Raw genomic sequence first — 24,531 nt, 5'->3', positions numbered from 1 at the left:
ACCGCTTATAATTTGTTACTAGTTCTTTGGTACTTTTAACTCAGGATAAGCGTTTTGTGCTTTACGATAGAATTCTTTGATTGCTGCTTCTTTCGTTTTCTTTCCATCTACATATTCCGAAACGGCATTTCCGTAGAACGTATCAAGCTGTTGGTCGTACTTTGTTACGATACCTGGTTCAATGTTTTTCGCTTGCTCAAGGAAGAATTTATAGTTGTTTTGTCCACCAAGGAACTCATCACTAAAGTCATCTTTGATTTTATTTGTTACAGGAAGGTAAGAAAGAACATCACCAGTTTCTGTCGCCCAGTCAGTTAAGAACTCGTCGTCTTGTGTCATCATTTTCACGAAATCATATGCAAGCTCTTTGTTCTCAGATTTGTTGTACACACCTAACCATGTACCACCCCAGAAGTAAGGGCTCGGACCACTTGTAACTGCCCAGTCACCATTAGACTCTTTTACATTTGTCTTAAGTACGCTGTGAAGACCCCACGTTGGAAGAACATAAGAGAATACTTCAGTTTCAGTTTCTTTGCCATCTTCTTTTACTTTGATAGGCTTATCCATTGCTTCGAACCATGATGGAGACCATTCTGGAGCAAGAGCAGTGTAGCTGTTTTCACGTAATTCCTTTGCATAATCAAGGAACTCAATCTTCTCATCTGTAAGCTTCAATTCGTCTTTCTCATTTACCCATGGCTGTGGATTGTCACCTTGTGCAAACCAGCGGATTGAGCCTTCATCAGGGAACATACGATAACCTTTTTCTTTCATCTTCTCAGAAACTTCAAATACTTTATCCATTGAAGAAAGCATTTCGCCTATTTCTGTTGGATCGTCAGTTCCAAGAACTTCTTTCGCGATACTACGCTTGTAGAAAAGTCCACCAGGAGTAGTTTGCCAAGAAAGAGCACGTACGTCTCCGTTTTGATCTTTACCTAGATCGAATACATATGGTACGTAATTATCAGCAATCTCATCTACGTTGTAAGGCTTCTCTGAAAGGTTTTCCCAGTAACCAGCATTAACCCATTGTTTAAGGAAAGCAATTTCACCTGTGAATACGTCAGGTGCCCCTACACCACTTTCAAGTACTGGCTTTAACTTAGTAGGATAATCAGCGATTGGAACGATCGTTAGTTCTACTGTAACGCCGTTCTTTTCTTCGAATTTAGTAATTGGTTTTTTCAATTCATCAGTAAATGACCATACTTTCAAGTCAGCTTTCTTCTTACCGTCTTTCGCTTCGCCAGACGACTCTGTATTCGAACAACCTGCAAAAACCCCAAGCAACAGAACTAGTGACATCAACAGTCCAACAATTTTCTTCATGCTTATTTTCCCCCTTAAGGATTAGGTATATATTAGTTACGAAAGCGGTTTCGAAAAAGTTATAAAAATAAGTTTCGAAAGCGGTTTCGAAGAACTCTAAATAAAATCCCGCTATTTACGAAAGCGGTTTCGTGTAATGGTAAAAAAAATTATTTTTGTTTTTTTAGAGGGCCACAGGACTCTCTTTCAATAAGTTGCACTGGGATGATATCTTCTGTGATGATTTTCTTCTTCTGAACCATTTGTTTGATCAACAGCTGTGCTGCTCGTACCCCAAGGTAATCAGTATCTTGTCTTACTGTTGTGAGCTTAGGAGTCACGTAGCTCGCCATTTCTATATCATCATATCCAATTATTGATAGATCTTCAGGAATCTTTACTCCTCTAGACTTTGCAATTTCCATAGCACCAATTGCCATGTGGTCACCTGCTATGAAAACAGCAGTTGGTAAATCCGGTAGGTCCAGTAACTTGGCCATTGCTTGCCTACCTTCTTCAATTGAGAACAGTCCACCATTTATCAGGTATTCGTTAGGAGTAGGTAGTCTTAGCTTATTCATTGCTTTTTTGTACCCTTGAATTCTTTCTTTACCAGCATGTATTGTGGCATCACCAGCAATATGAGCAATCTTCGTATGACCTAAAGAGTGTAAGTAATTGATCGCTAACTCCCCACCAGATAGATCATCAGACAGAACAACACTACAATTACTATTCGTCATATCGATTACTACTATCGGTAGATTACTGTTAATCATTTCTTGAACTTGTTCGTCTTTCGGATCAGAACTTATCACTACGATTCCATCCACACCGCGATATAGAAAATGTTCAAGGTAACTTGTGTCCCTGCTTCTTAAATTTCTTGAAGCAAGAATTAAATCATAGCCTTCTTTCTCAGCGTGCTTACGAAAACTCTCGATAATTGCACTAAAGAACGGGTGTTTCAATCCAACTTCATTTGCTTCCGAAAACATGACTCCTATCGTCCATGATTTTTTCGTGGAAAGCGATTGAGCATGAGCATTTGGTAAGTATCCCATTTCAGTCGCAGTTTGAAGTATAGCTTGTCTTGTCTTCTGACTTACATCAGGATAATTGTTAAGTGCTTTAGAGACTGTTGTACTAGAAAAACCAGTTTTCTTTGCAAGGTCGTAGATTGTAATCATCGTTATCTCCTCTGTATCGAAAGCGCTTTCGTTAATGTGATTATATATCACGAGATTTTACATAGCAACACTTTTTTCGATAGTTTTCAGAATCTTTTTTCTGCATACCAAAGAGGCATATTCACACATAATATGCCTCTTTTGTTTCCCATTATTTTTTTAATGATTGCACAAAATGGTCTACAACATCATTAAATTTCTCTGGTTCTTCTAGAAAAGGACAATGACAGCTTTCCTCAAATATTTCTAGCTTTGAATGAGCGATACTCTTTTGCAAATGCTCACCTGCAGCAACTGGAATTAATTTCTCCTCTCTTCCAAAGCATAACAATGTGGGTTTTGAGATGTGTTTAAAATAGGGACGACAATCTACGATCGATTGATCAAAAAGAATGGCACTAGCAATGGAAGCTGGAAGTTTAGTTGTCTCCTCAAGCATCCATTCTAACTCTTCTTCTGGTAGATCTTCCTTAAACATTAACGGTAGAAACCCTTTAAGTAAGCCTTCTTGGTCAGTTTGTATTTGTCTCATCATACCAGTTAAAGCGGGCAAATCAAATGCTCCGATTTCAAAATCAGGCCATTTGAAATCGGACGCAAGTTCATCTACTATAATAGTCCCTTTTAACCCTTCTTCTCCAAATTGATGAATATACTCCCATATTACAAATGCTCCCATCGACCAACCAACTAGGGTAACTTCTCTTAAATCGAGTTTCTCAATAAATTGTTTTAAATCTTTGGCGTAAGTAGCTACAGTATGACCAGTTTCCACCTGTGACGATTGTCCGTGTCCTCTAAGGTCTAGAGAAATAGCACGATACTTCTTACGAAAGTGTGAAAGCTGTTTTTTAAAGAAACGACTACTCATCCAAACACCATGAATAAAGATTATAGGGTCGCCCATCCCAACATCTTCATAGTATAGCTCAACACCTTCATCTAACTTCATCACTGCCATATGATCCGCCTCCCTACTAGCTTAACAGTCCTTTCTAATCATTTCTTTTAGACTGATTGGATTCACTTAACAATTTACGCTATCAAATTAAAATCATTCTACTTATTTTTCGACAATGTACATTTAGTGCTTGGTGCTGCTCAGTTTGGTAAGATATTAGTATAAGTAGCAGACTAGTCTAAAGGAGGAATTACAATGGGATTTCTTAGCGGTTTCATGGGCAACGCTTCAACAATCGATAAAGCAGAAGTAAAAAAAGAACTCTCAAACATCCTTGCAGAATCAGAAGAAGTCAATGCTGCATTCAAGCTTGTGCGTGACTTGATCGTATTCACAGACAAGCGCTTACTGTTTGTAGACAAACAAGGGATGACGGGTAAGAAAATTGAGTACCACTCCGTCCTTTACAAGAGCATCTCACACTTTTCTATCGAAACCGCCGGACACTTCGATCTAGATGCAGAACTAAAAATCTGGATATCAGGATCTCAGGCACCAGCTGTCTCTAAGCAATTCAAAAAAGATGATAGCATCTATGATGTACAAAAAATTCTCGCAGAATTATGTGGATAATACCTAACTGTGAAGCAGGCCTTGGTCTGCTTTTTCTATATGGATAGGTCCTTCCTTAATTAAACGTTTTCCCTGACACTTCTTCCATCAACTCACAAAACTGTTCCCACGTTTTTGGATAAGCATTGCAGCCATGCTTACTAATAACCTTATCACCTTTTTCTATCTCCACGCTCCAGGAAGTGCCGTCTAACACCATTTCCTCTGGTTGGTAATCTCTCTTCCATCTTAGTAGATTTATGGATTTAATAGAGTCTAAATAATGAGCGTTGTGATAGGTCGTGTTAAATGTGACCGGGTCCTCTTCCCTTGAAATCTCCCAATAGAGATGTGTCACTTCGCCTGTACTTATTCGCCACTCAATTTCATAGCTATTTCCAAAAAAGCCACCAATGTTTGCTTTAATGCTAGTAATCTTCCGATAAGCATCATCCACTGCTTCCTCTTTTGACCACTCAAACCCACAGCTCTTACATTGGTAATCCTTATGCGTTTCAGGAAGAGAACATCCTCCTAGTATGATATCTCCCCTCTCCACCTTGGGTTTCACCTCATGTGTCGGCATGCCATATATGATTTTTGCTGATTTGTTTGAGCCACAATCAAGACAAACGTTGTATTTAATCGCCATCTAAGCACTCCTTGTCATTCTTAATAGACTATTACTCTTACTTTATCACAATTGTTAAATTTAGGAATACGCTTCTTCAACTGGCTGTTTTCCCCCAAACACAAAAACCAGTATAATGAAAGGAAACCGCTCGACAATCTTCGATACGCTACGGGTGGTGACAGGCACGAAATCAGGAGGCTTTACGATGTTCGAACTGCTACTAACGATGCTAGAGCGTCTTGGAATTATCGTCACGATTGCGTTTGTATTAACTCGCTTTCGCTTTTTTAGAGAAATGATTTACAATGAGCGTCTTGCGCGGAACCAGCAGTACGTTGCGATCGGCTTCTTTGGATTCTTTGGCATTATCGGTACATATACAGGATTAACATTCAACACCGAGTCATTCCAGTTCAATGCATGGCCGATCGGCGTTTCTTCAGATGAAGCAATCGCGAACTCTAGAGTAATCGGTGTTGTCCTCGCGGGACTACTTGGAGGCTATCGGGTTGGTATCGGCGCTGGCCTTATCGCAGGTGCGCATCGCTATTTTCTCGGTGGGTTCACTGCTCTCGCTTGCGGACTAGCAGCAATTATCGCCGGATTAATCTCAGGTGCTCTACATAAACGAAACCGCCATGTAAAACTCCAATCAGCCTTCCTAATTGGAGCTGGTGCGGAAGCTGTCCAAATGATGATCATACTCGGGCTATCAAAACCATTCGAAAATGCTTTAGCACTCGTAGAAGTAATTGGTTTTCCGATGATACTAGCGAACGGCATAGGGTGCGCGTTATTCTTACTGATCATCAAGAACGTGGTGAATGAAGAAGAAAAAGCTGGTGCTCTTCAAGCTCAGAAAACCCTCCGAATCGCAGATGAAACACTCGGTTATTTACGAAAGGGGCTTACAACAAACTCAGCTACAGAGGTATGCCGTATTCTCCATCGAGAGGTTGAAGGAAGCGCAGTAGCCATTACGGACAATACCCATATCCTTAGCCATGTTGGAATTGGGGGCGATCATCATCAAGCTGGAAACACGATTCAAACAAGTATCACGAGAGACGTGATTCAAGATGGTCAAATGATGATTGCAAACGATCGAACGATTCATTGTGCCGACAAAGACTGTCCTCTAGGGGCTGCGATTGTAGCTCCATTAAAGCAGCGGGGTGAGACGATCGGGACATTGAAGTTTTATTTTCAATCTGAAAAAGAAATTACGAATGTCATTACAGAACTAGTTACAGGTTTAAGCGTTCTCTTAAGTAACCAACTAGAAATAGCTGAAGCCGATAACGCTTATCAGCTTGCAAAAGAAGCTGAGATTAAGGCGTTGCAAGCTCAGATTAGTCCACACTTTTTATTCAACTCTCTGAACACGATCGTATCCTTAGTGAGAACGGAACCAGCAAAAGCACGGAAGCTATTGCTTTCGCTCTCTCATTTTCTTAGACAGAACTTGTCTGGCACAACAGCAAATATGACAACCCTCAATCAGGAATTGAAACATGTAAAAGCATACCTCGAGGTAGAAGAAGCACGTTTTGTGGACAGGCTTCGTGTCGTATACGATATAGAAGAGCACACGCTCTATCGAAAGCTTCCACCACTAACTCTGCAACCAATCGTTGAGAACGCGATTAAGCACGGGATAAAGAATAAGAATTCGAACTGCATCGTCGAGATTAGCATCACCTGCCAACAACAAGAAACTCTTGTTAGTGTGAAAGATAACGGTGCAGGAATTCCACCAGAGAGACTGAAGGAAATCGGCAAAGCCCCACTAGATTCTGAAAGTGGCACAGGGCTCGGCCTTTATAATGTTAACCGCCGTCTTACAATGCTATATGGTGAGCAGGCAGGTCTTCAGATCTCTAGTGAACAAGACAACGGAACCACTATCCGCTTTTTGATTCCATCTATGGAGGAGTAACGAATGAACGTAATTAAAACATTAGTTGTCGATGATGAACGATATAGTCGTGAAGAGCTCGTTCACCTTCTTGGTGAATTTAGCTCGATAAACGTTACAGGTGAAGCAGACTCAGGCCAAGAAGCTGTCGTAAAAGCTATTCAGCTTCAACCTGATGTTGTTTTCTTAGATGTAGAAATGCCTGCGATGAATGGAATGGAGGCTGCTAAAGCACTTCTAGAACTGAAGAAACCTCCCTTTATCGTATTTGCAACAGCTTATCCTGAGTTTGCAGCTGAGGCATTTCGCTATGAAGCCGTCGATTATTTGTTGAAGCCATATGAAGAGGAACAGCTCGCCCAAACAGTCCAACGTCTGGAGAAATTAATTTCATCAACTACGAAAGATTCGTCGCCTCAAATAAAAAATGGAAAGCTCTCTATTGAAACAGATGGTGAGATTCATTATATTGATCCTGCCGATATTCTCTATATTTGCCGCGACGACCGAGTTTCACGAATCATTCTTAAAAAGAATGAGTTCGAAGTCAAAATGACTCTGAAAGAACTAGAAAACCGATTGTCTACTTATCCGTTCTTCAGAATTCATAAAAGCTATATCGTAAACCTTATGTACGTTTCTAGGCTTACCCCCTGGTTTAATGGAGCTTACCAGCTCGAGCTTGATGGAGTCGACGACAAGCTCGCTGTTAGTCGAAATTATGTAAAGTCTCTTCGCTCAAAGCTTGAGTTATAGACGTGCATGATAAACGCTTACACATACATTTCAACCATGCATTTCAACATCTTGTCCAAATCTCCCCCACTCTTCCCCTATCTTTCCTATAATTTATGTAAACGCATACAAAGTACGGAAAGGTAGGAGTTAACATGATTACATTTTTAGTGGGAATTGCACTTCTAGTAATTGGATATTTCACGTATGGAAAGTTTGTAGAAAAAACGTTCGGAGTGAACGGTGAAAGACACACTCCCGCATATACACATCAAGATGGTGTCGATTATCTTCCAATGAACACACCGAAAAACTCATTGATTCAACTACTAAATATTGCTGGAGTAGGTCCAATCTTTGGTCCAATCCTTGGTGCACTTTATGGCCCAGTTGCTTTCTTATGGATTGTTTTTGGGTGTATCTTTGCCGGGGCAGTACACGACTATTTAACAGGTATGATTTCGATTAGGAACCGCGGCGCACACTTACCAGAGCTCGCTGGGAAGTTTCTAGGAAAAGTTATGAAACATGTGGTAAACGCATTCGCAGTACTCCTTCTATTATTGACGGGTACAGTATTCGTTACCGCACCAGCAGGACTTCTAAACAACATGATGAACGGTTGGGCAACGATGGGGCTCATTCTTGGAGCTATTTTTATTTACTATATTATCGCGACACTATTACCGATCGATAAAATCATCGGACGATTTTACCCTATCTTTGGCGCACTTCTACTTATCAGTGCACTAGGAGTAGGGGCTGGGCTTGTATTTACAGGCGCACCTATCCCTGAAATCAGCCTTACGAACTTACATCCTGACAGCGCACCTATCTTTCCGCTGTTATTCTTAACGATTTCCTGTGGTGCACTTTCAGGTTTCCATGCGACACAGACACCGATTATTTCGCGAACAACACAAAGCGAAAAACAAGGACGTCGTATCTTCTACGGTATGATGATTGCTGAAGGTATTATCGCTATGATCTGGGCGGCAGCTGCTATGAGTCTATTTAACGGACCAGTTGGCTTGAACGAACTACTTGCAAACGGTGGTCCTGCTGCTATTGTAAGTGAAGCTTCCACACTCATGCTAGGTGCTATCGGTGGAACACTTGCAGTGCTAGGTGTTATCGTACTACCGATTACGTCTGGCGATACAGCCTTCCGAAGCGCACGTATGATTATTGCAGACTACTTTAAGTACTCTCAGAAGAAGATTTCAAACCGCCTTTGGATCGCACTACCATTATTCGCAGTCGCTTTTGCTCTTACAAAGATTGATTTCACTTTGCTCTGGCGCTACTTCTCATGGGCAAACCAATCAACAGCAATGATTGCCCTATGGGTAGGCTCTATGTATCTATTCATCGCAAAGAAAAACTATTGGATCGCGATGATCCCAGCAGTATTCATTACGATGGCAACAACAACGTACATCTTGAATGCACCAATTGGATTCAGCTTGCCACTTAACGTTGCCTATATCGGCGCAACGATCATCACAATAAGTGTCATTATTACTTTCTTCTATGCAGCTCGTAAACAACGCGCAGCAAATATTCCCTTAGAAGAAGACATAACCGGATGGGACAGTGTTGCGTAATGGGATGCTGCAATCCTAAATACAGAGAAACAGTCAATGAAGAGGAACAAAGAATCAACTCGAATGGCAAGCAAACCCTCCCTCTTGCAGGGAAAGTTGTTCTCGCTAGCTTCTTCCTGTTTGGATTAACACTAATCGGACTATTATAACGAAAGCCCGCTCGCACGAAAGCGGGCTTTCTTCTTATGAGAAATTACTAGTTGAACGCTTCACCTAGTTCGCTCATATTCTAGTAGTACAGTGGGAAGCTATGCTCTTCCTACCGTTCAATTACTACTAGAAAAGAGGAGAAGCATGTCCTTTTACGAAGAATTCACGAATAACATCGATAAGTGTGTGAAGATTCTCTGTCACGACGGTCATGTTTATCACGGTTATATTGATCAAGTAGATGAAACTCATGTTTATCTACGCCCTCTCGGTAGTAAGCAAAAAGAATCAGACGATGCTAGCTACTTTTTTCTAGGAGCTGCCTTAATTTCGGTACCCTTTACAGCAATCGATGATATTTCGTTCAATCCCTTCCATTATTGGTAATGTAGAATACTAATTTAATATAAAAAAACGCTCAGCGTCTGAGCGTTTTAAACGTGGCTTTCACTCGCTTTTTTTCTCGAACACAGCAAGGTTCATAAGCTTCCCGCTCGGTCCTTTTTCAGTTACCGTTTTGATTTTTGTGAATCCATGTTTGTCTAGTAATGAAATGGACCGTTGATGGTCTTCATTCGTATACGCTTCAATTGTTTCAAGGCCCATTGTATAGAAACCGAAGTGAAGAACTTTTGCGAGCGCTTCTGTCATTAGTCCTTTTCCGGTATTGCCTGGATGAAGACCATATCCTAGTTCGCCTTTTCTCCCGTCACTAGAAAGGTTCCATAATGAGATGGTGCCAAGAATGGTATCTGTTGAAGCATCTGCGATCGCCCAGATCACCCATTTATTTTCCTCTACACCCTCATTCATCTTTTTTATGAATTTTCGACTGTCCTCTAGTGTGTGGTGTTCAACCATATCAACGTACGGAAAATGCTCTTTATTACAATGATAATTATAAATAGAAGCTACATCACTGCTCGATAGTTTCCTTAGGGATAATCGTTCAGTATGCAGAACTGGAAAAGGGTGGAAGTTATGTTGGGTCACGATGCTCATCCTTTCTTTCGTGTATTTATGTTATGAATATTGGAATTTAGGCTATCATGATAGGCCTCATGTCCAAGCACTTTAACGGTTTGTCCATATACTATCATAGATAAACCGGGAGTGTGAGACTATGCCATGTATAATTAAAGGACCAGTTATTATCAAGAACAACAGTGGTACCGTTGTCCAATGCGCCCATACGATTTCTCCTATCTCAGCTAGTAAAACAGTATCAGGATCAGGTGGCGGTAACACGGGTGCATTTATGATTGTGAACAACTTTATTAGTATCACAATTAAATGTAAATAGCCTCATTATACTTTATAAACTTTTATCAAAACTCCTTCGGTCGTCTCATACGGTTGGGGAGTTTTTATATTGGAATAGATTGTTCCTACGTGTCGATATGAGATAATGAAAGGAGTACGACTTTCATAACGAGGTGACATGATGGAAAAATTTTTTTATGGAAACGATGAAGATCAGTTTGGAGAACTGCGCATCCCCAAAGGTGATGGCCCCCACCCGGTTGCGATTGTGATTCACGGTGGGTTTTGGAGAGAGCCTTTCAAGCTTGATCTAATGACCGGCGTTGCTGAAGCATTGACTGCAAATGGTATCGCAACATGGAACATTGAATATCGGAGGGTGTCAGAACGAGGTAAAGCCTGGCCAGACACATTAACGGACGTTGCTAGAGCGTGTGACCATCTTTATACGTTAAGGGAAGGACATGCACTTGATTTGAGCAATGTAATTACCATTGGGCACTCTGCAGGAGGTCATCTTGCGACATGGTTAGCAGCTAGACATAAATTTACTAAAGAGAGTCCACTGCATACCTCAGTACATCCTCTTCCAATCGGAGGTGTTATCAGTCTTGCAGGTGTAACAGACCTTGAGATGATGCATGATGTACATGAATACCGAGATGAGACCTTATCACTCGAGCCTAACAATCCAACAGCTGATTTGATTGGTGGTTCTCCAAAGGAATTTCCTGAACGGTACAAAGACGCATCCCCTATCGAACTTCTACCTTTAGACGTGCATCAAGTCCTCATCCATGGGGCGCTAGATATCCATGTACCGATCGGCATCAGTAATCAGTATCATAGAGAAGCCCAAGAAGCAGGAGACTTTGTAAAGTTAGTAGAGTTACCACAAGCAGAACATTTCATGCTGACAAATACAACTACCTTAGCTTGGGAAATGGTCATGGAAGAAGTAGAGCTATTATACTTATCAATTAAGGGAGGCTAACGAATGTCTGAACCAACTGTTGCAATCGCACTCTATCGTCCCCATCCTGGTAAAGAAGATGAATTACTAGAAATAGTGAAAGATCACTTACCAACACTACAAAGAGAAAACTTGATTAAAGACCGAATGCCACTTCACCTACAAGCAATCGATGGGACCATTTTAGAAATCTTCGAATGGAAATCTGTTGCTGCAAAAGATGAAGCTCATCAAATCACCTGTAGTCATGGATTTTTGGGAGAAATTTATGACTGTTGCAGAAATGACCAGCCTTTCTTCACTTGAAGAAGCGAATCACCCATTTCCTAATTTCAAACCGATAAACGTATAAAATAAAGGAAGTAGAAAATCCGTTCTACTTCCTACTTCCTTTTCAAACAAACGTTTGATTAACTTTTAAATGATCTTCATCATCTAGGAGGAGCACATGGAAAGAAAACTTCTACATCCGATCCTTTTCATTAGCTTAATTAGTATCGGAATGATTCTAGCAATTATCGTATCAAAGAATAACACTCCAACACTCGATGAAACTCTAGCTCACTTTTTTGCGAAATCACCGAATGCCACTGTGGAAATACTAGAAACAATATCCCACCTTGCTTCTAAACCTATCGTCATCTCATTATTAGTACTATTTGTTATTGTGTTAGCGTTCAAAAAGAATATACTCGGCTTGATCACAGTAACCTTCGCTGTCGTCATCGGTAACTATTCTTATAAGTATTTTAAGGGGCTCATCGAAAGAGAACGGCCCACTGTTGAAGGTGTCGTTGCGGAAGGATTTAGCTTTCCTAGCGGACATGTAACCATGGGCGTCATTCTATACGGATTGATCATCTACTTCCTATTTCAGTATGTAAAGAGTTCAACTGTGAAGAAAATGAGTCTGTTTACTGCACTTATTTTGTAGTAGTGATCGGTTTTAGTCGTTTGGTTACACAAGAGCATTATTTCACTGACGTTCTTGGTGGGTATTGCTTGGGTGGAGCAATTTTAATTGCTGCTATGTATGCTTATGCGCTTTTCAGAAATAAATTGAGCAGTCGCGCTGGATAGTCATTACAAATAGGATATCCCTCTATACAGAATAGAGCACTCCCTGGGGTGCTCTATTCTGTAACTTTTTTCCACTATTAGTTTAACATTAATTCTTCTCTTAAATCGTCTTTTAATCCAGTGCTAGTCCCTCACCTATACACATTACCTTCAAGTGAATATAATGTTGTAATCCTGCAAAGGAGGTGAGTAGATGAGAAGTCGATTTTTCGCAATTCTAAAGGGACGTAATGAAGTTCCACCAGTAAGATCAAACGCACGTGGAGTTGCAAAGTTTATTTCAAATAGACGACAAACTCAGCTTAAGTTCTTTTTAGAAGTAGAAAACATCGAAAATTTTGTACAAGCTCACATTCATTTTGGAGAAAAAGGCGAAAATGGTCCAGTTCTTGCATTTCTTTTCGGTGCAGACCTAGCGACACTCGCTGATCAAAATGGTATCACCACACGTAAAGGAACTGTAACAGGAGTTATTACCGACGAAGATATTGAAAGAAATAATGTTGGTGTAAAAAATGTAAAAGATCTTATTAAGAAGATGAAAAAGGGCAAAACGTACGTCAACGTTCACACTGAACAAAATTTAGCTGGTGAAATCCGTGGACAAATAAGACCAATTTGTTAATAGATCTGAGACCGGTATCCTATTGGATTCCGGTCTTTTAATACTTTTACCATACATGAATAATACGGTAGCTAACTCCCAAGAATCATTAATAATCTATGAGCATCACACTGTGAATTAAATGAGCATAACCGTAATGTTAGTGGAGAAACTAGGTGGCAAGGAGCGTGATATTTTGGATACTCAAGACGGTAGATATATTACCTTAACTTCTACTGAACTAGGCGAGCTATGGAAGAACTATATCGGTGAAACACTTTTAGACTGCGTTTATACACACTATTTAACAAATGTAGACGACCAGCGTATAAAAGAATTACTGCAGAAAGCGCAAAACATTTCTCAAAAACACATAACAAAATTGACTGATATCTTTAACAAAGAGAATTTTGCGATCCCGACTGGTTTTGGTAAAAATGACATCAAAAACGATGCACCGGCGATTTTTACTGATAAGTTCTACCTTTTTTATCTAAAGGAAACAATGCGAATTAACTTAATACAGTTTGCAAATGCATTGACCGTATCATTTAGAGAGGACATAAGGGCATACTTCGACGAATGTATAGATGACATTAGCGAACTCTATCAAGATGCTATGAATTGCTTGTTAGCAAAAGGGTTTATTATTCGGGCACCATTTATTCCAATTCCCGATGAAGTGAAATTTGTAGAGTCTAAGGATTTCTTACATAAGTTATTTGGTAAACAACGACCTATGACAGCAACAGAAATTACCGCAATGTATGTAAATTTAGATTCAAATCAACTGGGGAAATCGCTAATGATGGCATTCAGTCAGACTGTGACCTGTGAAGACATCAAGAAATATATGCTCCGGGGCAGAGATCTCTCACACAAAAACATTAAGATTCTACAGGATCTTCTGAACAAGGATCACTTACCAGCTCCACAGCTCTGGGACCCTGAAGTATTAGAATCCAAAGTTGCACCTTTCTCAGAAAAATTAATGCTATTTCATGTAGCTTTCGCGAACGCTGGGAGTTTATTAAATTACGCACTAGGCTTAGGGTCTTCATTCAGACATGATATTGGTCTCGACATTGGAAGGCTTGTGACGGAAATTGCAAACTTCTCAGATGATGGAGTTAAGCTTCTCATTGAAAAAGGATGGCTTGAGCAACCTCCAATGGCTGCAGATCGTGATGCATTAGCAAAGTAATAATAAATGATGAGCACCTATTTGTATGTAGGTGCTCTTCTTTTTTTTATTTCTTACTGTACTAAACGTACTACTCCATTTGTAGAAGTAGCTTTACTATTCACACTAATTCCTGGTCCATTTAATCTGATAAAGTCTGCAATGATACTTCCATTCACAGTCACAGGTGCTCCACTGTTATTAACAATAATTTCACTCTTCGGTGAATACAACGTTCCATTGATGACGACGTTCCCTTTTTTCACCTCGATTTTTCCATTCTTTGAATAGATAATAGGGCTATCAAGCACAATGTTTTGCGCGTCAATGTAGATATCACCATCCGCAATTATGGATTGCGTTATATGTAGCCGCTACAAGGACAAAGACTCCCCCATCTTGTTTCTTTAATAACCTCATTATCACACACGCCCCACCTCTCCTTATGTAAGTTCTAGTGATTATGCATCATTTAGAGTTAAATAGTTATAGAATATAAAAAAAGAGAATGACTCTTACTATGAGATCTTACAAATTCTCAATTAAGTAGTCATTCTCTTTCTATTTCAATTCACCTGTTTTTTTCTATCTAATTCCATTTTCATCCTATTATTTTCGAACTAACCAGGTCACACACTCCACGTGAGTCGTATGCGGAAACATATCAACAGGCTGAACTTCCTTCGTCTCATACCCGCCATCTTCAAGTATTCTAAGATCCCTTGCTAGCGTTGCTGGGTTACACGATACGTAAACGACTTTCTTTGGCTTCATTTCAAGAATCGTCTCTAATAGAGACTCATCACAGCCTTTACGAGGAGGATCAACGACGAAGACATCAGGCTCGATGCCTTGCTTTTTCCACATTGGAATGATAGTTTCCGCTTCTCCTACTTCAAATTCTGCGTTCGAAATACCGTTCAGTTCGGCGTTTCGCTTCGCATCTTCAATGGCTTCAGGTACGATTTCCACTCCGTAAACCTTTTTCGCTTTTTGTGCTAGGAATAAAGAGATCGTTCCAATTCCACAATACGCATCGATAACCGTTTCTTCTCCAGTTAATCCCGCATAATGCAACGCTTGATCATATAACACTTTAGTCTGATCCGGGTTCACCTGATAAAATGAGCGTGCAGATATAGCGAATTTGATATCACCGATCGTATCGTAAATATAGTCATTCCCCCAGAGCACGCGCGTTTCGTCACCAAAAATGACGTTCGTACGCTTCGGGTTAATGTTTTGTACGATCGACTTCACTCCTGGTACTTGTTTCGTTATATCACGGATGATGTTCTTTCTGTTCGGTAAATCTTTCTGCTTTGTGACAAGAACGACCATAACGTCCTTCGTTTGTTTACCATACTTAGCAACAACATGTCGTAACGTACCACGGTGAGAACGCTCATCATAGGCACGGATTCCGTACTTTTCAGCAATACCCTTAACAACTTCTAGCACACGATCATTTTCTTGCTCTTGTATGAGACATTGATCCATATCGATGATTTTGTGACTACGCTGCTGGTAAAAACCGGCAACGATCTTTCCACCCTCTTCACCAACAGGAACTTGTGCTTTATTTCGATAACGCCATGGGTCTTCCATACCAAGAACCTCATGAATCGGAACATCGATTTTCCCAATTCGCTCCATGACGTCTTTCACTTGTTTTTGTTTAAACTTTAGCTGACTATCATACGTGATGTGTTGCGTCTGACAACCACCACACTTATAGAAAATCGGACATGGCGGCGTGTTTCGTTCTTCACTTTCTTCCAATACGTCGATGATTTTACCAAATCCGTAGCCCTTCTTCGTTTTGACTACTTTCACTCTCGCTGTTTCGCCCGGAATTCCATAAGGAACAAAGAGCGTATACCCCTCAACTTTAGCGACACCGGCACCATCATGAGAGAGATCTTTAAATTCAACTTCAACTATGTCGTTCTTTGTTACGGGCGTTTCTTGGATACTCATATTTTCAGTCCTTTTCCGTTCAATGTCATGTACAAAAATTGTACCACAGTGTGAATCGATATAGAAATTAGTGCGTCCCTGAACAATTTATACCAAGTAAAAAAGCCAGAGATTAATTCTCTGACTTTTCCTCCTCAGGTAAGGAGTTTTTCATCGCTTCTTCATCTGTTGAATGCTTTTTATTCGTTTTTGATGGGACGATCATCGTGATGTGACGATAGAGGTTTGTAAACTCTGCAGGGAGAGGACCTCCATATTCGCCATCAAGATTAAGCTGCATTTTATCGACGGCTTCCACTTTAATTTTACTCGCTTTTTTATAAACCACGTTAGGGTCATTGATATGATCCCCTCTTAGGGCACTGCTCGCAATTCGAATAAACTCAGCAATATTGGTTTTCTTCAAAATCATAAGGTCGAAAAGACCGTCATTCAGAGACGCATGGGGTGCAAGCTTCTCAAATCCACCAATCGAGTTTGAGTTAGACACGAGGAAAAGCATGATTTCATCTTCGAATAATTTCCCGTCATATTCAATTCGTGTCTTTGTTGGACGGATAGAAGGAAGCATCTCGATTCCCTTCATATAATAAGCAAGCTGACCAAGCATCGTTTTCAGCTTACTAGGGACTTCATATGTTAATTCCGTCAAACGTCCGCCACCAGCGATATTTATGAAATAGTGTTCGTTAACGCGACCTACATCGATCGGCATCTCAAGTCCTTCACAAAGAACATCCATAGCGCCCTCTACCGTTCTCGGCACACCGATGGCACGAGCAAAGTCATTTGTCGTTCCAACAGGAATAATACCAAGCTTCGGTCTGTACGGCTGCTCAGCTATTCCATTAATCACTTCATATATCGTTCCATCTCCGCCAGCCGCGATCACAAGGTCAAACCTTCTCTCAACTGCGATACGAGCCGCTTCAATCGCGTCTCCTTCACAAGTAGTCGCATGTGCAGATGTTTCATATCCGTTTATTTCAAGACGTTCCAGTATATATGGTAACGAACGTTTCACCTGTTCTCTTCCGGACGTGGGATTGTAGATCAGTCTAGCACGTTTCATCCTTCATCATCCTATCTTCTGTATCTCTATTCTATACTTACCATTATAAACCAATAGTAGTCTGTTTTCTTATGTTTGAAAAGACTTAAACGCTCGACAAATTCAAACGTTACTCCTAATAATATATGTTTAACAAACAAAAAACGCCCACATCACCGTGACCGTTTCAAGCCGAATAACCTCAGATATGATTATATTCGTTTCATCCTAAAAAAGCAATTCAAGTAGCACACGCATACTGCTCCTAATTCAGCCATTAAAAAAGCCCTCCATTTTCGGAGGGCTTTCATACCTTACTATCGCTTATCCATTTCCTCAACAATTAGCTTGTTAACCATTGGAGGATTGGCTTTACCTTTAGTCGCTTTCATAACCTGACCTACAAGGAATCCAAGGGCGCGGTCTTTACCATTCTTATAATCTTCAATAGACTGCTCGTTTTCATCAAGAATACCTGTAACAATTTTACGAAGCTCACCTTCGTCAGAAATTTGTACAAGTCCTTTATCCTTAACGATTTGTTCAGGGTCGCCACCTTTTTCGATAAGGTCTTTAAATACTTTTTTAGCAATTTTAGATGATATGGTGCCTTCATCGATTAATGCAATAAGCTTGCCAAGACCTTCAGGTGTTAGAGCTACTTCATCAATTTCTTTATAGTTCGCATTCAAGTATGCAGAAACTTCACCCATCAGCCAGTTCGAAGCCTGCTTAGGATCTGCTCCTTGTTCGATTGCTACTTCAAAGAAATCGGACATCTTCTTAGATTGCGTAAGAACATTCGCATCGTATTCAGGAAGATCATACTTGTTCACATAGCGTTCACGTCGTGCATCTGGAAGTTCTGGGATGTCATTACGGACGCGGTCCATCCAGGCTTGGTCGATCGAAAGACGAACAAGGTCTGGTTCAGGGAAGTAACGGTAATCGTCAGACCCTTCCTTCACACGCATAAGAATCGTTTTCTTCCCAGCTTCATCGTAACGACGAGTTTCTTGGCCGATTACATTCCCAGCAAGAAGCTCTTTTTCTTGGCGTATTTCTTCGTACTGAAGACCTTTGTGAACGTTCGCGAACGAGTTCAAGTTCTTAAGCTCTGTCTTCGTTCCGAACTCTTCTTGTCCATATGGACGAAGTGACAAGTTCGCATCACAACGAAGAGAGCCTTCTTCCATTTTACAATCAGATACTTCTGTATATTGAAGAATCGCTTTTAACTTCTCAAGATAAGCGTATGCTTCTTCAGGCGTACGAATATCCGGCTCAGATACAATCTCAACAAGAGGTGTACCTTGACGGTTAAAGTCAACGAGTGAATGATTTTCGCCATCCACATGAGTCAGTTTACCTGCATCTTCCTCAAGGTGAAGACGAGTAATACCAATTCTCTTTGTTTTGCCGTTCACTTCAATATCGATCCACCCGTTTTCACCAATCGGCTTATCATACTGAGAAATCTGGTATGCCTTAGGGTTATCTGGGTAGAAATAGTTTTTACGATCAAACTTCGTGTCTTCTGCAATCTCACAGTTAAGTGCCATAGCAGCTCGCATTGCAAAATCAACAGCCTGTTCATTCATAACTGGTAGTACACCAGGGTGTCCTAGACAAATCGGGCACACATTCGTGTTAGGAGGCGCACCGAAATTCGTTGAACAGTTACAGAATATCTTCGTGTTTGTCTTTAGTTCCGAGTGAACTTCAAGTCCAATAATTGTTTCAAAATTCATTTTCAGTCGTCCCCCCTTACAGCTCTGGCTTAGCTTTATGATGATCAGTTGCTTGCTCGTATGCATGAGCTACGCGATAGACTGTCTTCTCATCAAAATGCTTTCCAATTATTTGTAATCCGACAGGAAGTCCATCAGACAATCCACATGGAACAGAGATGGCAGGTACACCAGCAAGGTTAACCGGAATTGTCAAAATGTCGTTAGCGTACATCGTTAATGGGTTATCGATTTTTTCGCCCACTTTAAATGCAGGTGTCGGTGTCGTAGGCCCAATAATTACATCGTAGTCTTCGAACACTTTTTCAAAATCGTTCTTGATTAGCGTACGGACCTTTTGGGCTTTTTTGTAGTAAGCATCATAATAACCTGAGCTTAATGCAAACGTTCCAAGCATAATACGACGCTTCACTTCTTCACCAAAGCCTTCACTTCTTGTTTTCTTATATACATCAAGAAGGTTATCAGCTTCAGCACGAACACCATACCTAACTCCATCAAAACGAGCAAGGTTTGCTGATGCTTCAGAAGAGGATAGTAGGTAGTACGTTGCTACAGCATATTTTGAATGCGGAAGAGAAACTTCTTCCCACGTTGCACCAAGTTCTTCAAGCTTCTTCAGTGCGGCAAGAACTTTGTTCTTCACATCTTCATCTACACCTTCAGCTAGATATTCCTTAGGCACAGCAATACGTAGACCCTTCACATCTCCAGTTAAATTAGAAAGATAATCAGGTACATCAACATTCGCTGATGTTGAATCCATCTTGTCATGTCCTGCAAGTGTTTGAAGAAGATATGCGTTATCTTCTACTGTATTTGTAATTGGACCAATTTGGTCGAGTGAAGATGCGAAGGCAATCAATCCAAAACGAGAAACACGGCCGTACGTTGGTTTTAACCCAACAACACCACAAAATGCTGCCGGCTGACGAATCGAGCCACCAGTATCAGAACCAAGTGAGAAGAAAACTTCTCCAGCTGCGACAGCTGCAGCAGATCCACCGCTTGATCCACCTGGAACATAGTCTGTATTCCATGGGTTACGTGTTGCATAGAAACCTGAATTCTCGTTTGAAGAACCCATTGCGAACTCATCCATATTCAGTTTTCCTACCGTAACAGTTTCAGCAGTTTGCAAACGCTCAACCACTGTTGCGTTATGTAATGGTTCAAAATTTCCTAATAGCTGACTTGCAGCAGTTGTACGAAGACCCTTTGTAACGATGTTATCTTTCACACCAATCGGTAATCCGAAGAGTAACCCTCTTGCATCCTCCGTACCTAACTTATCATCAAGGGATTTTGCAGCTTGCATTGCCCCTTCTTCATTTAAAGTCATGAATGCCTTTACTTTGTTTTCAACCGAGTTAATACGGTCAAACGAACTTTGAACAAGTTCACTGACTGATAGTTCTTTCTTGTGTAGCAAGCTATGTAGCTCGCTTATGCTTTTATCAAACATCGGTATCTCATACCTCCCTTACTCGAATATTGATGGAACCTTCACTTGTCCATTTTCTTCATCTGGTGCATTTTTCAGCGCTTCCTCACGTGAGAGCCATGGCTGTACTTTGTCTTCACGAAGAACATTCTTCAAATCAAGAACGTGAGTAGTTGGTTCAACATGATCTGTATCTAGTTCATTCAGCTGCTCTGCCATCGAAATAATGTCGTCTAGCTGAGTTGTAAACTTTTCGACTTCTGATTCATCCATTTCAAGTCTTGCCAGGTTTGCAACATGCTTAACCTGTTCATTTGTAATTCTGGACATCTCTTTCACCTCCGTAAAATTCGAACAACCTGCAATATATAGATGATACCAAAAACGGACTTCATTAAGCAACAGAATGCCGTTTTGTCAATATTAAACAAACGTTTGTTTAACGATTATGTCCTTATATTTCCCCATCTACTCGAACTACTTGTATTAAGAACAAAAAAAGACCCACTCCGAATGGAGTGAGCCCTTATCGTTCTATTACACTTCAGAAGTTTTAGCTTCATCAAATTCTGCTTCAATTTCTGGGCCAGGTTCTTTACCAACATAGCTGAATGCCAATACTGCGATCCAGCAAAGGATGAATCCTGGTACAATTTCGTAAAGGTCGAATAGACCACCAGATAGTTGCTTCCAGATGATAACTGTGAAAGCACCTACTAGGATACCTGCAAGCGCACCGTTACGAGTCATACGTTTCCAGAACAAGCTTAGGATGATAACTGGTCCGAATGCGGCACCAAATCCTGCCCAAGCGTAACTTACAAGACCAAGTACACTGCTTTCAGGGTTGTAAGCAAGAAGGATAGCTAGTAATGCGATTGCAAGTACAGCAATACGACCTACCCATACAAGCTCAGTTTGGCTTGCGTTCTTACGAAGGATCGCTTTGTAGAAGTCTTCTGCAACAGCACTAGAAGATACTAGTAGCTGAGAGTCGATTGTACTCATGATTGCAGAAAGGATTGCTGCAAGTAAGAAGCCTGAAACCCAAGGGTTAAATAGAACTTGAGTAAATTCGATAAATACTGTCTCAGGATTATCAAGACCGCCTGAGAAGAATGCGATACCGATGAAACCAGTGAAGATTGCACCGAATAGTGAAACAACCATCCAAGTCATACCAACAAGACGTGCTTTTGGAATTTCTTTTGATGATTTAACTGCCATAAATCGTGTGATGATATGAGGCTGTCCAAAGTAACCAAGTCCCCAAGCAAGAAGGGAAATGATACCCATGAAGCTCATACCAGTGAAAATATCAAGGTAAGTTGTGTCGATTTCACCAACTTGATTTACTGTTTCACCCCAACCGCCCATTTCAAAGATCGCAACGATTGGTACAACTACTAGAGCTAGGAACATTAAGATTCCTTGGAAGAAGTCTGTCCAGCTTACTGCTAAGAAACCGCCGAGGAACGTATAAGAGATAATTACGATTGCACCGATCCACAAAGCACTTTCGTAGCTCATGCCGAACGAGCTTTCAAACAGGATTGCGCCCCCAACTAGACCTGAAGACGTATAGAATGTAAAGAATACAAGAATGACAATTGCTGAGATAACACGAAGAGCTTTTGATTTATCACGGAAACGATTTTCAAGATAATCTGGAACCGTAATAGAATCATTTGCTACCTCAGTGTAACGACGAAGACGTGTTGCAACGAATTGCCAGTTCAGGTAAGCTCCGACCGCGAGCCCAATCCCGATCCAAATCTGGCTCATACCACCTGCGTACATTGCACCAGGCAGTCCGAGTAAGAGCCAACTACTCATATCTGATGCACCCGCACTAAGTGCAGCAACAGATCCACCTAATCTTCTTCCTCCTAGAACATAATCTGATAAGTTGCTTGTTAGTCGGTAAGAAATTAGACCGATTGCAAGCATTCCGACAAGGTATACTATAAACGTGACTAACGTAGGCGTTTCAATACTCATCTAGTACTATTCTCTCCTTTCAGTAAAAAATGTAATTATTGATAGTATGACTAATAAAGGCATTGGTATAAGCAGCCAGAACCAAGTTGCTGTTGTTAAGGTGTATTCCACACTTTCACCTCCTTTAAGTCATTATTCACAGGTATGCATTTTCCTGAGAATTTAAATTTTCTTTATAGACCATAAGTCCTTTTACAAACCAATGATTACTATATCATAAAATATTTTTCTGAACAATGAAAATATTATATAATAAACCTTTTTATGTATATTTATTCAATATAACCCTTCCATAGAGTTCCATATTGTAGTATGTAGAATAAGTATTCAATTAAATTAATTAAAATTAATTGGCGAATATGTAAACAAAAGACATACTCTAGTAACATCTACCCACCAAATCGACATGTTAATCATCATTTTGAAACTTTCTTTCGAAATTTGTTTTTTTTATAATAACCTGTTTTACTAAATTACATTCCAAAAGGTAAAAAAAACAAAAAGAAAAGCACTCTCGAACATAACGAGAGTGCTTATTTGATCTGATATGGCTTAGTACATTTCAGAAATTGTCTTCGCCTGCATATGAAGGATCAAGTAATCAGGTCCACCCGCTTTGGAGTCAGTTCCTGACATTTTGAACCCACCGAATGGGTGATATCCAACGATTGCTCCCGTACAATTTCGGTTGAAGTAAAGGTTACCTACGTGGAAATCTTCCTTCGCGCGCTCAATGTGCTCACGATTGTTAGTTATAACAGCGCCAGTAAGCCCATATTCAGTGTTATTTGCAATTTCAAGAGCGTTGTCAAAGTCAGTTGCTTTCGTTAAGCACACAACTGGACCGAAGATCTCTTCTTGTTGCATACGAGATTCAGGATGAAGGTCAGCGAATACTGTTGGCTCGATGAAGAATCCTTTGGAGTCATCTCCTTTACCACCAGCAACTAGACGACCCTCTTCTTTACCAATTTCAATATAGCTCATGATCTTATCATAAGCGCCTTGATCAATAACTGGTCCCATATATACATCAGGTTTCTTCGTTTCACCCATAGAAAGCTCTTTTGTAAGTTTAACTACACGATCTAATACTTCATCATAAACATCCTGATGGATTACTGCACGTGAACCGGCAGAACACTTCTGTCCTGAGAATCCAAACGCTGATACGACGATTGCTTCAGCAGCAAGTTCAAGATCAGCAGTATCATCAACAACTACCGTATCTTTACCACCCATCTCAGCGATTACCTTCTTAAGGTGCTTTTGGCCAGGTTGAACTTTTGCAGCACGCTCATAAATACGCGTGCCTACTTCAAGCGAACCAGTAAATGAAATCAATGCAGTCTTAGGATGATCTACAAGATAGTCACCTACTTCTTTTCCGCTACCTGGTACATAGTTAAGCACACCTTTTGGTAAACCGGCTTCTTCAAGAACTTCTACGAATTTAGCCGCGATAACCGGTGTAGCACTTGCAGGCTTCAATAGAACAGTATTACCTGTTACAAGTGGAGCTACTGCTGTACCAGCCATAATCGCAAATGCGAAGTTCCAAGGTGGGATAACAACAGATACGCCAGCTGGAGTATAAACATAGCGGTTATGCTCATTAGGGCGACTGTTTATTGGTTTCCCTTCGCCAAGATCAATCATCTGGCGAGCATAGTATTCCATGAAGTCGATTGCTTCAGCTGTATCAGCATCCGCTTCCTTCCATGGCTTACCTGCTTCTTTTACTAGATACGCCGAAAATTCATGCTTTCGACGGCGTACGATCGCTGCAGCACGGAATAGTAAATCCGCACGGGCACGAGCGGACCATTTTCTCCAACCTTCAAGCGCTTTATCAGCTGCTTGAATCGCTTTTTCCGCAATATCTTGATTTGCTTTGGAAACTCTACCTACGACTTCTTCTTTGTTCGCAGGGTTAATAGAAACGATCTTATCATCGGTACTAATTCTTTCACCGTCTACGAGAAGATCGTAATCTTTTCCGAGTTCACCCTCAACTTTCTTAAGCGCTGCTTCGAACGCCTTACGGTTCTCATCCACCGTAAAGTCTGTAAATGGCTCATGTTTGTAAGGTACTACCATGTAAATCCAGCCTCCTTGTCGATTAAAACGTTTTCACATC

26 protein-coding genes are annotated in these 24,531 nt (G+C 40.6%); 13 read left to right on the top strand and 13 right to left on the bottom strand.

Annotated features, from left to right (window positions below; all coding sequences use genetic code 11):
• Nucleotides 1-18 precede the first annotated feature (18 nt).
• The 3 genes from LCM09_RS18595 to LCM09_RS18585 all read right to left on the bottom strand — a co-directional run bounded on the left by LCM09_RS18595 (nucleotide 19) and on the right by LCM09_RS18585 (nucleotide 3,465).
• Nucleotides 19-1,335, bottom strand: coding sequence for an ABC transporter substrate-binding protein (locus LCM09_RS18595; protein ID WP_224884948.1), 1,317 nt, complete (start codon nucleotides 1,333-1,335; stop codon nucleotides 19-21).
• 149 nt (nucleotides 1,336-1,484) lie between these two features.
• Entirely contained in the window at nucleotides 1,485-2,504 is a 1,020-nt protein-coding gene (locus LCM09_RS18590) for a LacI family DNA-binding transcriptional regulator (RefSeq protein WP_224884946.1), read from the bottom strand.
• A gap of 151 nt (nucleotides 2,505-2,655) precedes the next feature.
• The gene (locus LCM09_RS18585; RefSeq protein WP_224884945.1) at nucleotides 2,656-3,465 is read right to left on the bottom strand and encodes an alpha/beta fold hydrolase; all 810 of its coding nucleotides are present in this window, start codon (nucleotides 3,463-3,465) and stop codon (nucleotides 2,656-2,658) included.
• A gap of 195 nt (nucleotides 3,466-3,660) precedes the next feature.
• Between LCM09_RS18585 and LCM09_RS18580 the strand changes: the two genes are divergently transcribed.
• Nucleotides 3,661-4,038 (top strand): PH domain-containing protein, encoded by a 378-nt coding sequence (locus LCM09_RS18580; protein ID WP_224884943.1) that lies wholly within the window; start codon nucleotides 3,661-3,663, stop codon nucleotides 4,036-4,038.
• Nucleotides 4,039-4,093: 55 nt separating this feature from the next.
• On the opposite strand, the gene LCM09_RS18575 is transcribed toward LCM09_RS18580, so the two are convergent.
• Complete coding sequence (locus LCM09_RS18575; protein WP_224884941.1) at nucleotides 4,094-4,669, bottom strand: hypothetical protein; 576 nt, start codon at nucleotides 4,667-4,669, stop codon at nucleotides 4,094-4,096.
• Nucleotides 4,670-4,856: 187 nt separating this feature from the next.
• Here LCM09_RS18575 and LCM09_RS18570 point away from each other — a divergent pair, with 187 nt between their 5' ends.
• The 5 genes from LCM09_RS18570 (at nucleotide 4,857) to LCM09_RS18550 (ending at nucleotide 9,448) form a co-directional block, all read left to right on the top strand.
• Nucleotides 4,857-6,590: a sensor histidine kinase gene (locus tag LCM09_RS18570; protein ID WP_224884939.1), complete on the top strand. Its 1,734-nt coding sequence runs from the start codon at nucleotides 4,857-4,859 to the stop codon at nucleotides 6,588-6,590.
• A 3-nt stretch (nucleotides 6,591-6,593) separates the two neighbouring features.
• The gene (locus LCM09_RS18565) at nucleotides 6,594-7,325 is read left to right on the top strand and encodes a LytR/AlgR family response regulator transcription factor (protein ID WP_224884937.1); all 732 of its coding nucleotides are present in this window, start codon (nucleotides 6,594-6,596) and stop codon (nucleotides 7,323-7,325) included.
• Nucleotides 7,326-7,459: 134 nt separating this feature from the next.
• A complete protein-coding gene (locus tag LCM09_RS18560; protein WP_224884935.1) occupies nucleotides 7,460-8,911 on the top strand; it encodes a carbon starvation CstA family protein in 1,452 nt (483 codons plus the stop codon).
• Nucleotides 8,911-9,060 carry a hypothetical protein gene (locus LCM09_RS18555; RefSeq protein ID WP_224884934.1) on the top strand — a complete coding sequence of 50 codons (150 nt, stop codon included), beginning with the start codon at nucleotides 8,911-8,913 and terminating at the stop codon, nucleotides 9,058-9,060. Before LCM09_RS18560 ends, LCM09_RS18555 begins: the two co-directional genes overlap by 1 nt.
• 91 nt (nucleotides 9,061-9,151) lie before the next feature.
• On the top strand, nucleotides 9,152-9,448 hold the full coding sequence (locus tag LCM09_RS18550) for a hypothetical protein (RefSeq protein ID WP_224884932.1): 297 nt from the start codon (nucleotides 9,152-9,154) through the stop codon (nucleotides 9,446-9,448).
• 60 nt (nucleotides 9,449-9,508) lie between these two features.
• Here the strand turns inward: LCM09_RS18550 and LCM09_RS18545 are convergent, their stop codons facing one another.
• Nucleotides 9,509-10,054: a GNAT family N-acetyltransferase gene (locus LCM09_RS18545; RefSeq protein WP_224884930.1), complete on the bottom strand. Its 546-nt coding sequence runs from the start codon at nucleotides 10,052-10,054 to the stop codon at nucleotides 9,509-9,511.
• Between the two features lie 130 nt (nucleotides 10,055-10,184).
• On the opposite strand from LCM09_RS18545, the gene LCM09_RS18540 reads away from it, so the two are divergent.
• The 7 genes from LCM09_RS18540 to LCM09_RS18510 all read left to right on the top strand — a co-directional run bounded on the left by LCM09_RS18540 (nucleotide 10,185) and on the right by LCM09_RS18510 (nucleotide 14,185).
• A complete protein-coding gene (locus LCM09_RS18540; protein WP_224884928.1) occupies nucleotides 10,185-10,364 on the top strand; it encodes a spore germination protein in 180 nt (59 codons plus the stop codon).
• Between the two features lie 138 nt (nucleotides 10,365-10,502).
• Entirely contained in the window at nucleotides 10,503-11,318 is an 816-nt protein-coding gene (locus tag LCM09_RS18535) for an alpha/beta hydrolase family protein (RefSeq protein ID WP_224884926.1), read from the top strand.
• 3 nt (nucleotides 11,319-11,321) lie between these two features.
• Nucleotides 11,322-11,603, top strand: a complete 282-nt coding sequence (locus LCM09_RS18530; protein ID WP_224884924.1) for a hypothetical protein — start codon at nucleotides 11,322-11,324, stop codon at nucleotides 11,601-11,603.
• A 142-nt stretch (nucleotides 11,604-11,745) separates the two neighbouring features.
• A complete protein-coding gene (locus LCM09_RS18525) occupies nucleotides 11,746-12,231 on the top strand; it encodes a phosphatase PAP2 family protein (protein ID WP_224884922.1) in 486 nt (161 codons plus the stop codon).
• Nucleotides 12,232-12,233: 2 nt separating this feature from the next.
• Nucleotides 12,234-12,377 (top strand): phosphatase PAP2 family protein, encoded by a 144-nt coding sequence (locus LCM09_RS21005; RefSeq protein ID WP_224884920.1) that lies wholly within the window; start codon nucleotides 12,234-12,236, stop codon nucleotides 12,375-12,377.
• A 193-nt stretch (nucleotides 12,378-12,570) separates the two neighbouring features.
• Entirely contained in the window at nucleotides 12,571-13,002 is a 432-nt protein-coding gene (locus tag LCM09_RS18515) for a CHRD domain-containing protein (protein ID WP_224884918.1), read from the top strand.
• A gap of 121 nt (nucleotides 13,003-13,123) precedes the next feature.
• A complete protein-coding gene (locus tag LCM09_RS18510; protein ID WP_224884916.1) occupies nucleotides 13,124-14,185 on the top strand; it encodes a DUF3231 family protein in 1,062 nt (353 codons plus the stop codon).
• A 53-nt stretch (nucleotides 14,186-14,238) separates the two neighbouring features.
• Here LCM09_RS18510 and LCM09_RS18505 read toward each other — a convergent pair whose 3' ends face one another.
• The 8 genes from LCM09_RS18505 to pruA all read right to left on the bottom strand — a co-directional run bounded on the left by LCM09_RS18505 (nucleotide 14,239) and on the right by pruA (nucleotide 24,491).
• Nucleotides 14,239-14,475: a hypothetical protein gene (locus tag LCM09_RS18505; protein ID WP_224884914.1), complete on the bottom strand. Its 237-nt coding sequence runs from the start codon at nucleotides 14,473-14,475 to the stop codon at nucleotides 14,239-14,241.
• A 298-nt stretch (nucleotides 14,476-14,773) separates the two neighbouring features.
• Nucleotides 14,774-16,144 carry a 23S rRNA (uracil(1939)-C(5))-methyltransferase RlmD gene (rlmD, locus tag LCM09_RS18500; RefSeq protein WP_224884912.1) on the bottom strand — a complete coding sequence of 457 codons (1,371 nt, stop codon included), beginning with the start codon at nucleotides 16,142-16,144 and terminating at the stop codon, nucleotides 14,774-14,776.
• A 112-nt stretch (nucleotides 16,145-16,256) separates the two neighbouring features.
• Nucleotides 16,257-17,216: a diacylglycerol kinase gene (locus LCM09_RS18495; RefSeq protein ID WP_224884910.1), complete on the bottom strand. Its 960-nt coding sequence runs from the start codon at nucleotides 17,214-17,216 to the stop codon at nucleotides 16,257-16,259.
• A gap of 296 nt (nucleotides 17,217-17,512) precedes the next feature.
• On the bottom strand, nucleotides 17,513-18,946 hold the full coding sequence (gatB, locus tag LCM09_RS18490) for an Asp-tRNA(Asn)/Glu-tRNA(Gln) amidotransferase subunit GatB (RefSeq protein WP_224884908.1): 1,434 nt from the start codon (nucleotides 18,944-18,946) through the stop codon (nucleotides 17,513-17,515).
• Nucleotides 18,947-18,962: 16 nt separating this feature from the next.
• Complete coding sequence (gene gatA, locus LCM09_RS18485; protein ID WP_224885137.1) at nucleotides 18,963-20,417, bottom strand: Asp-tRNA(Asn)/Glu-tRNA(Gln) amidotransferase subunit GatA; 1,455 nt, start codon at nucleotides 20,415-20,417, stop codon at nucleotides 18,963-18,965.
• Nucleotides 20,418-20,429: 12 nt separating this feature from the next.
• Entirely contained in the window at nucleotides 20,430-20,720 is a 291-nt protein-coding gene (gene gatC, locus LCM09_RS18480) for an Asp-tRNA(Asn)/Glu-tRNA(Gln) amidotransferase subunit GatC (RefSeq protein WP_224884906.1), read from the bottom strand.
• A gap of 207 nt (nucleotides 20,721-20,927) precedes the next feature.
• On the bottom strand, nucleotides 20,928-22,391 hold the full coding sequence (gene putP, locus LCM09_RS18475; protein WP_263623078.1) for a sodium/proline symporter PutP: 1,464 nt from the start codon (nucleotides 22,389-22,391) through the stop codon (nucleotides 20,928-20,930).
• Between the two features lie 552 nt (nucleotides 22,392-22,943).
• Nucleotides 22,944-24,491, bottom strand: a complete 1,548-nt coding sequence (gene pruA, locus LCM09_RS18470; protein WP_224884904.1) for an L-glutamate gamma-semialdehyde dehydrogenase — start codon at nucleotides 24,489-24,491, stop codon at nucleotides 22,944-22,946.
• Nucleotides 24,492-24,531: the final 40 nt, after the last annotated feature.

This window comes from Guptibacillus algicola (assembly GCF_020171805.1).
GTDB lineage: Bacteria > Bacillota > Bacilli > Bacillales > Guptibacillaceae > Guptibacillus > Guptibacillus algicola.
The sequence above is the reverse complement of the archived record's forward strand: the minus strand, read 5'-3'. Positions and strand labels throughout refer to the sequence as shown.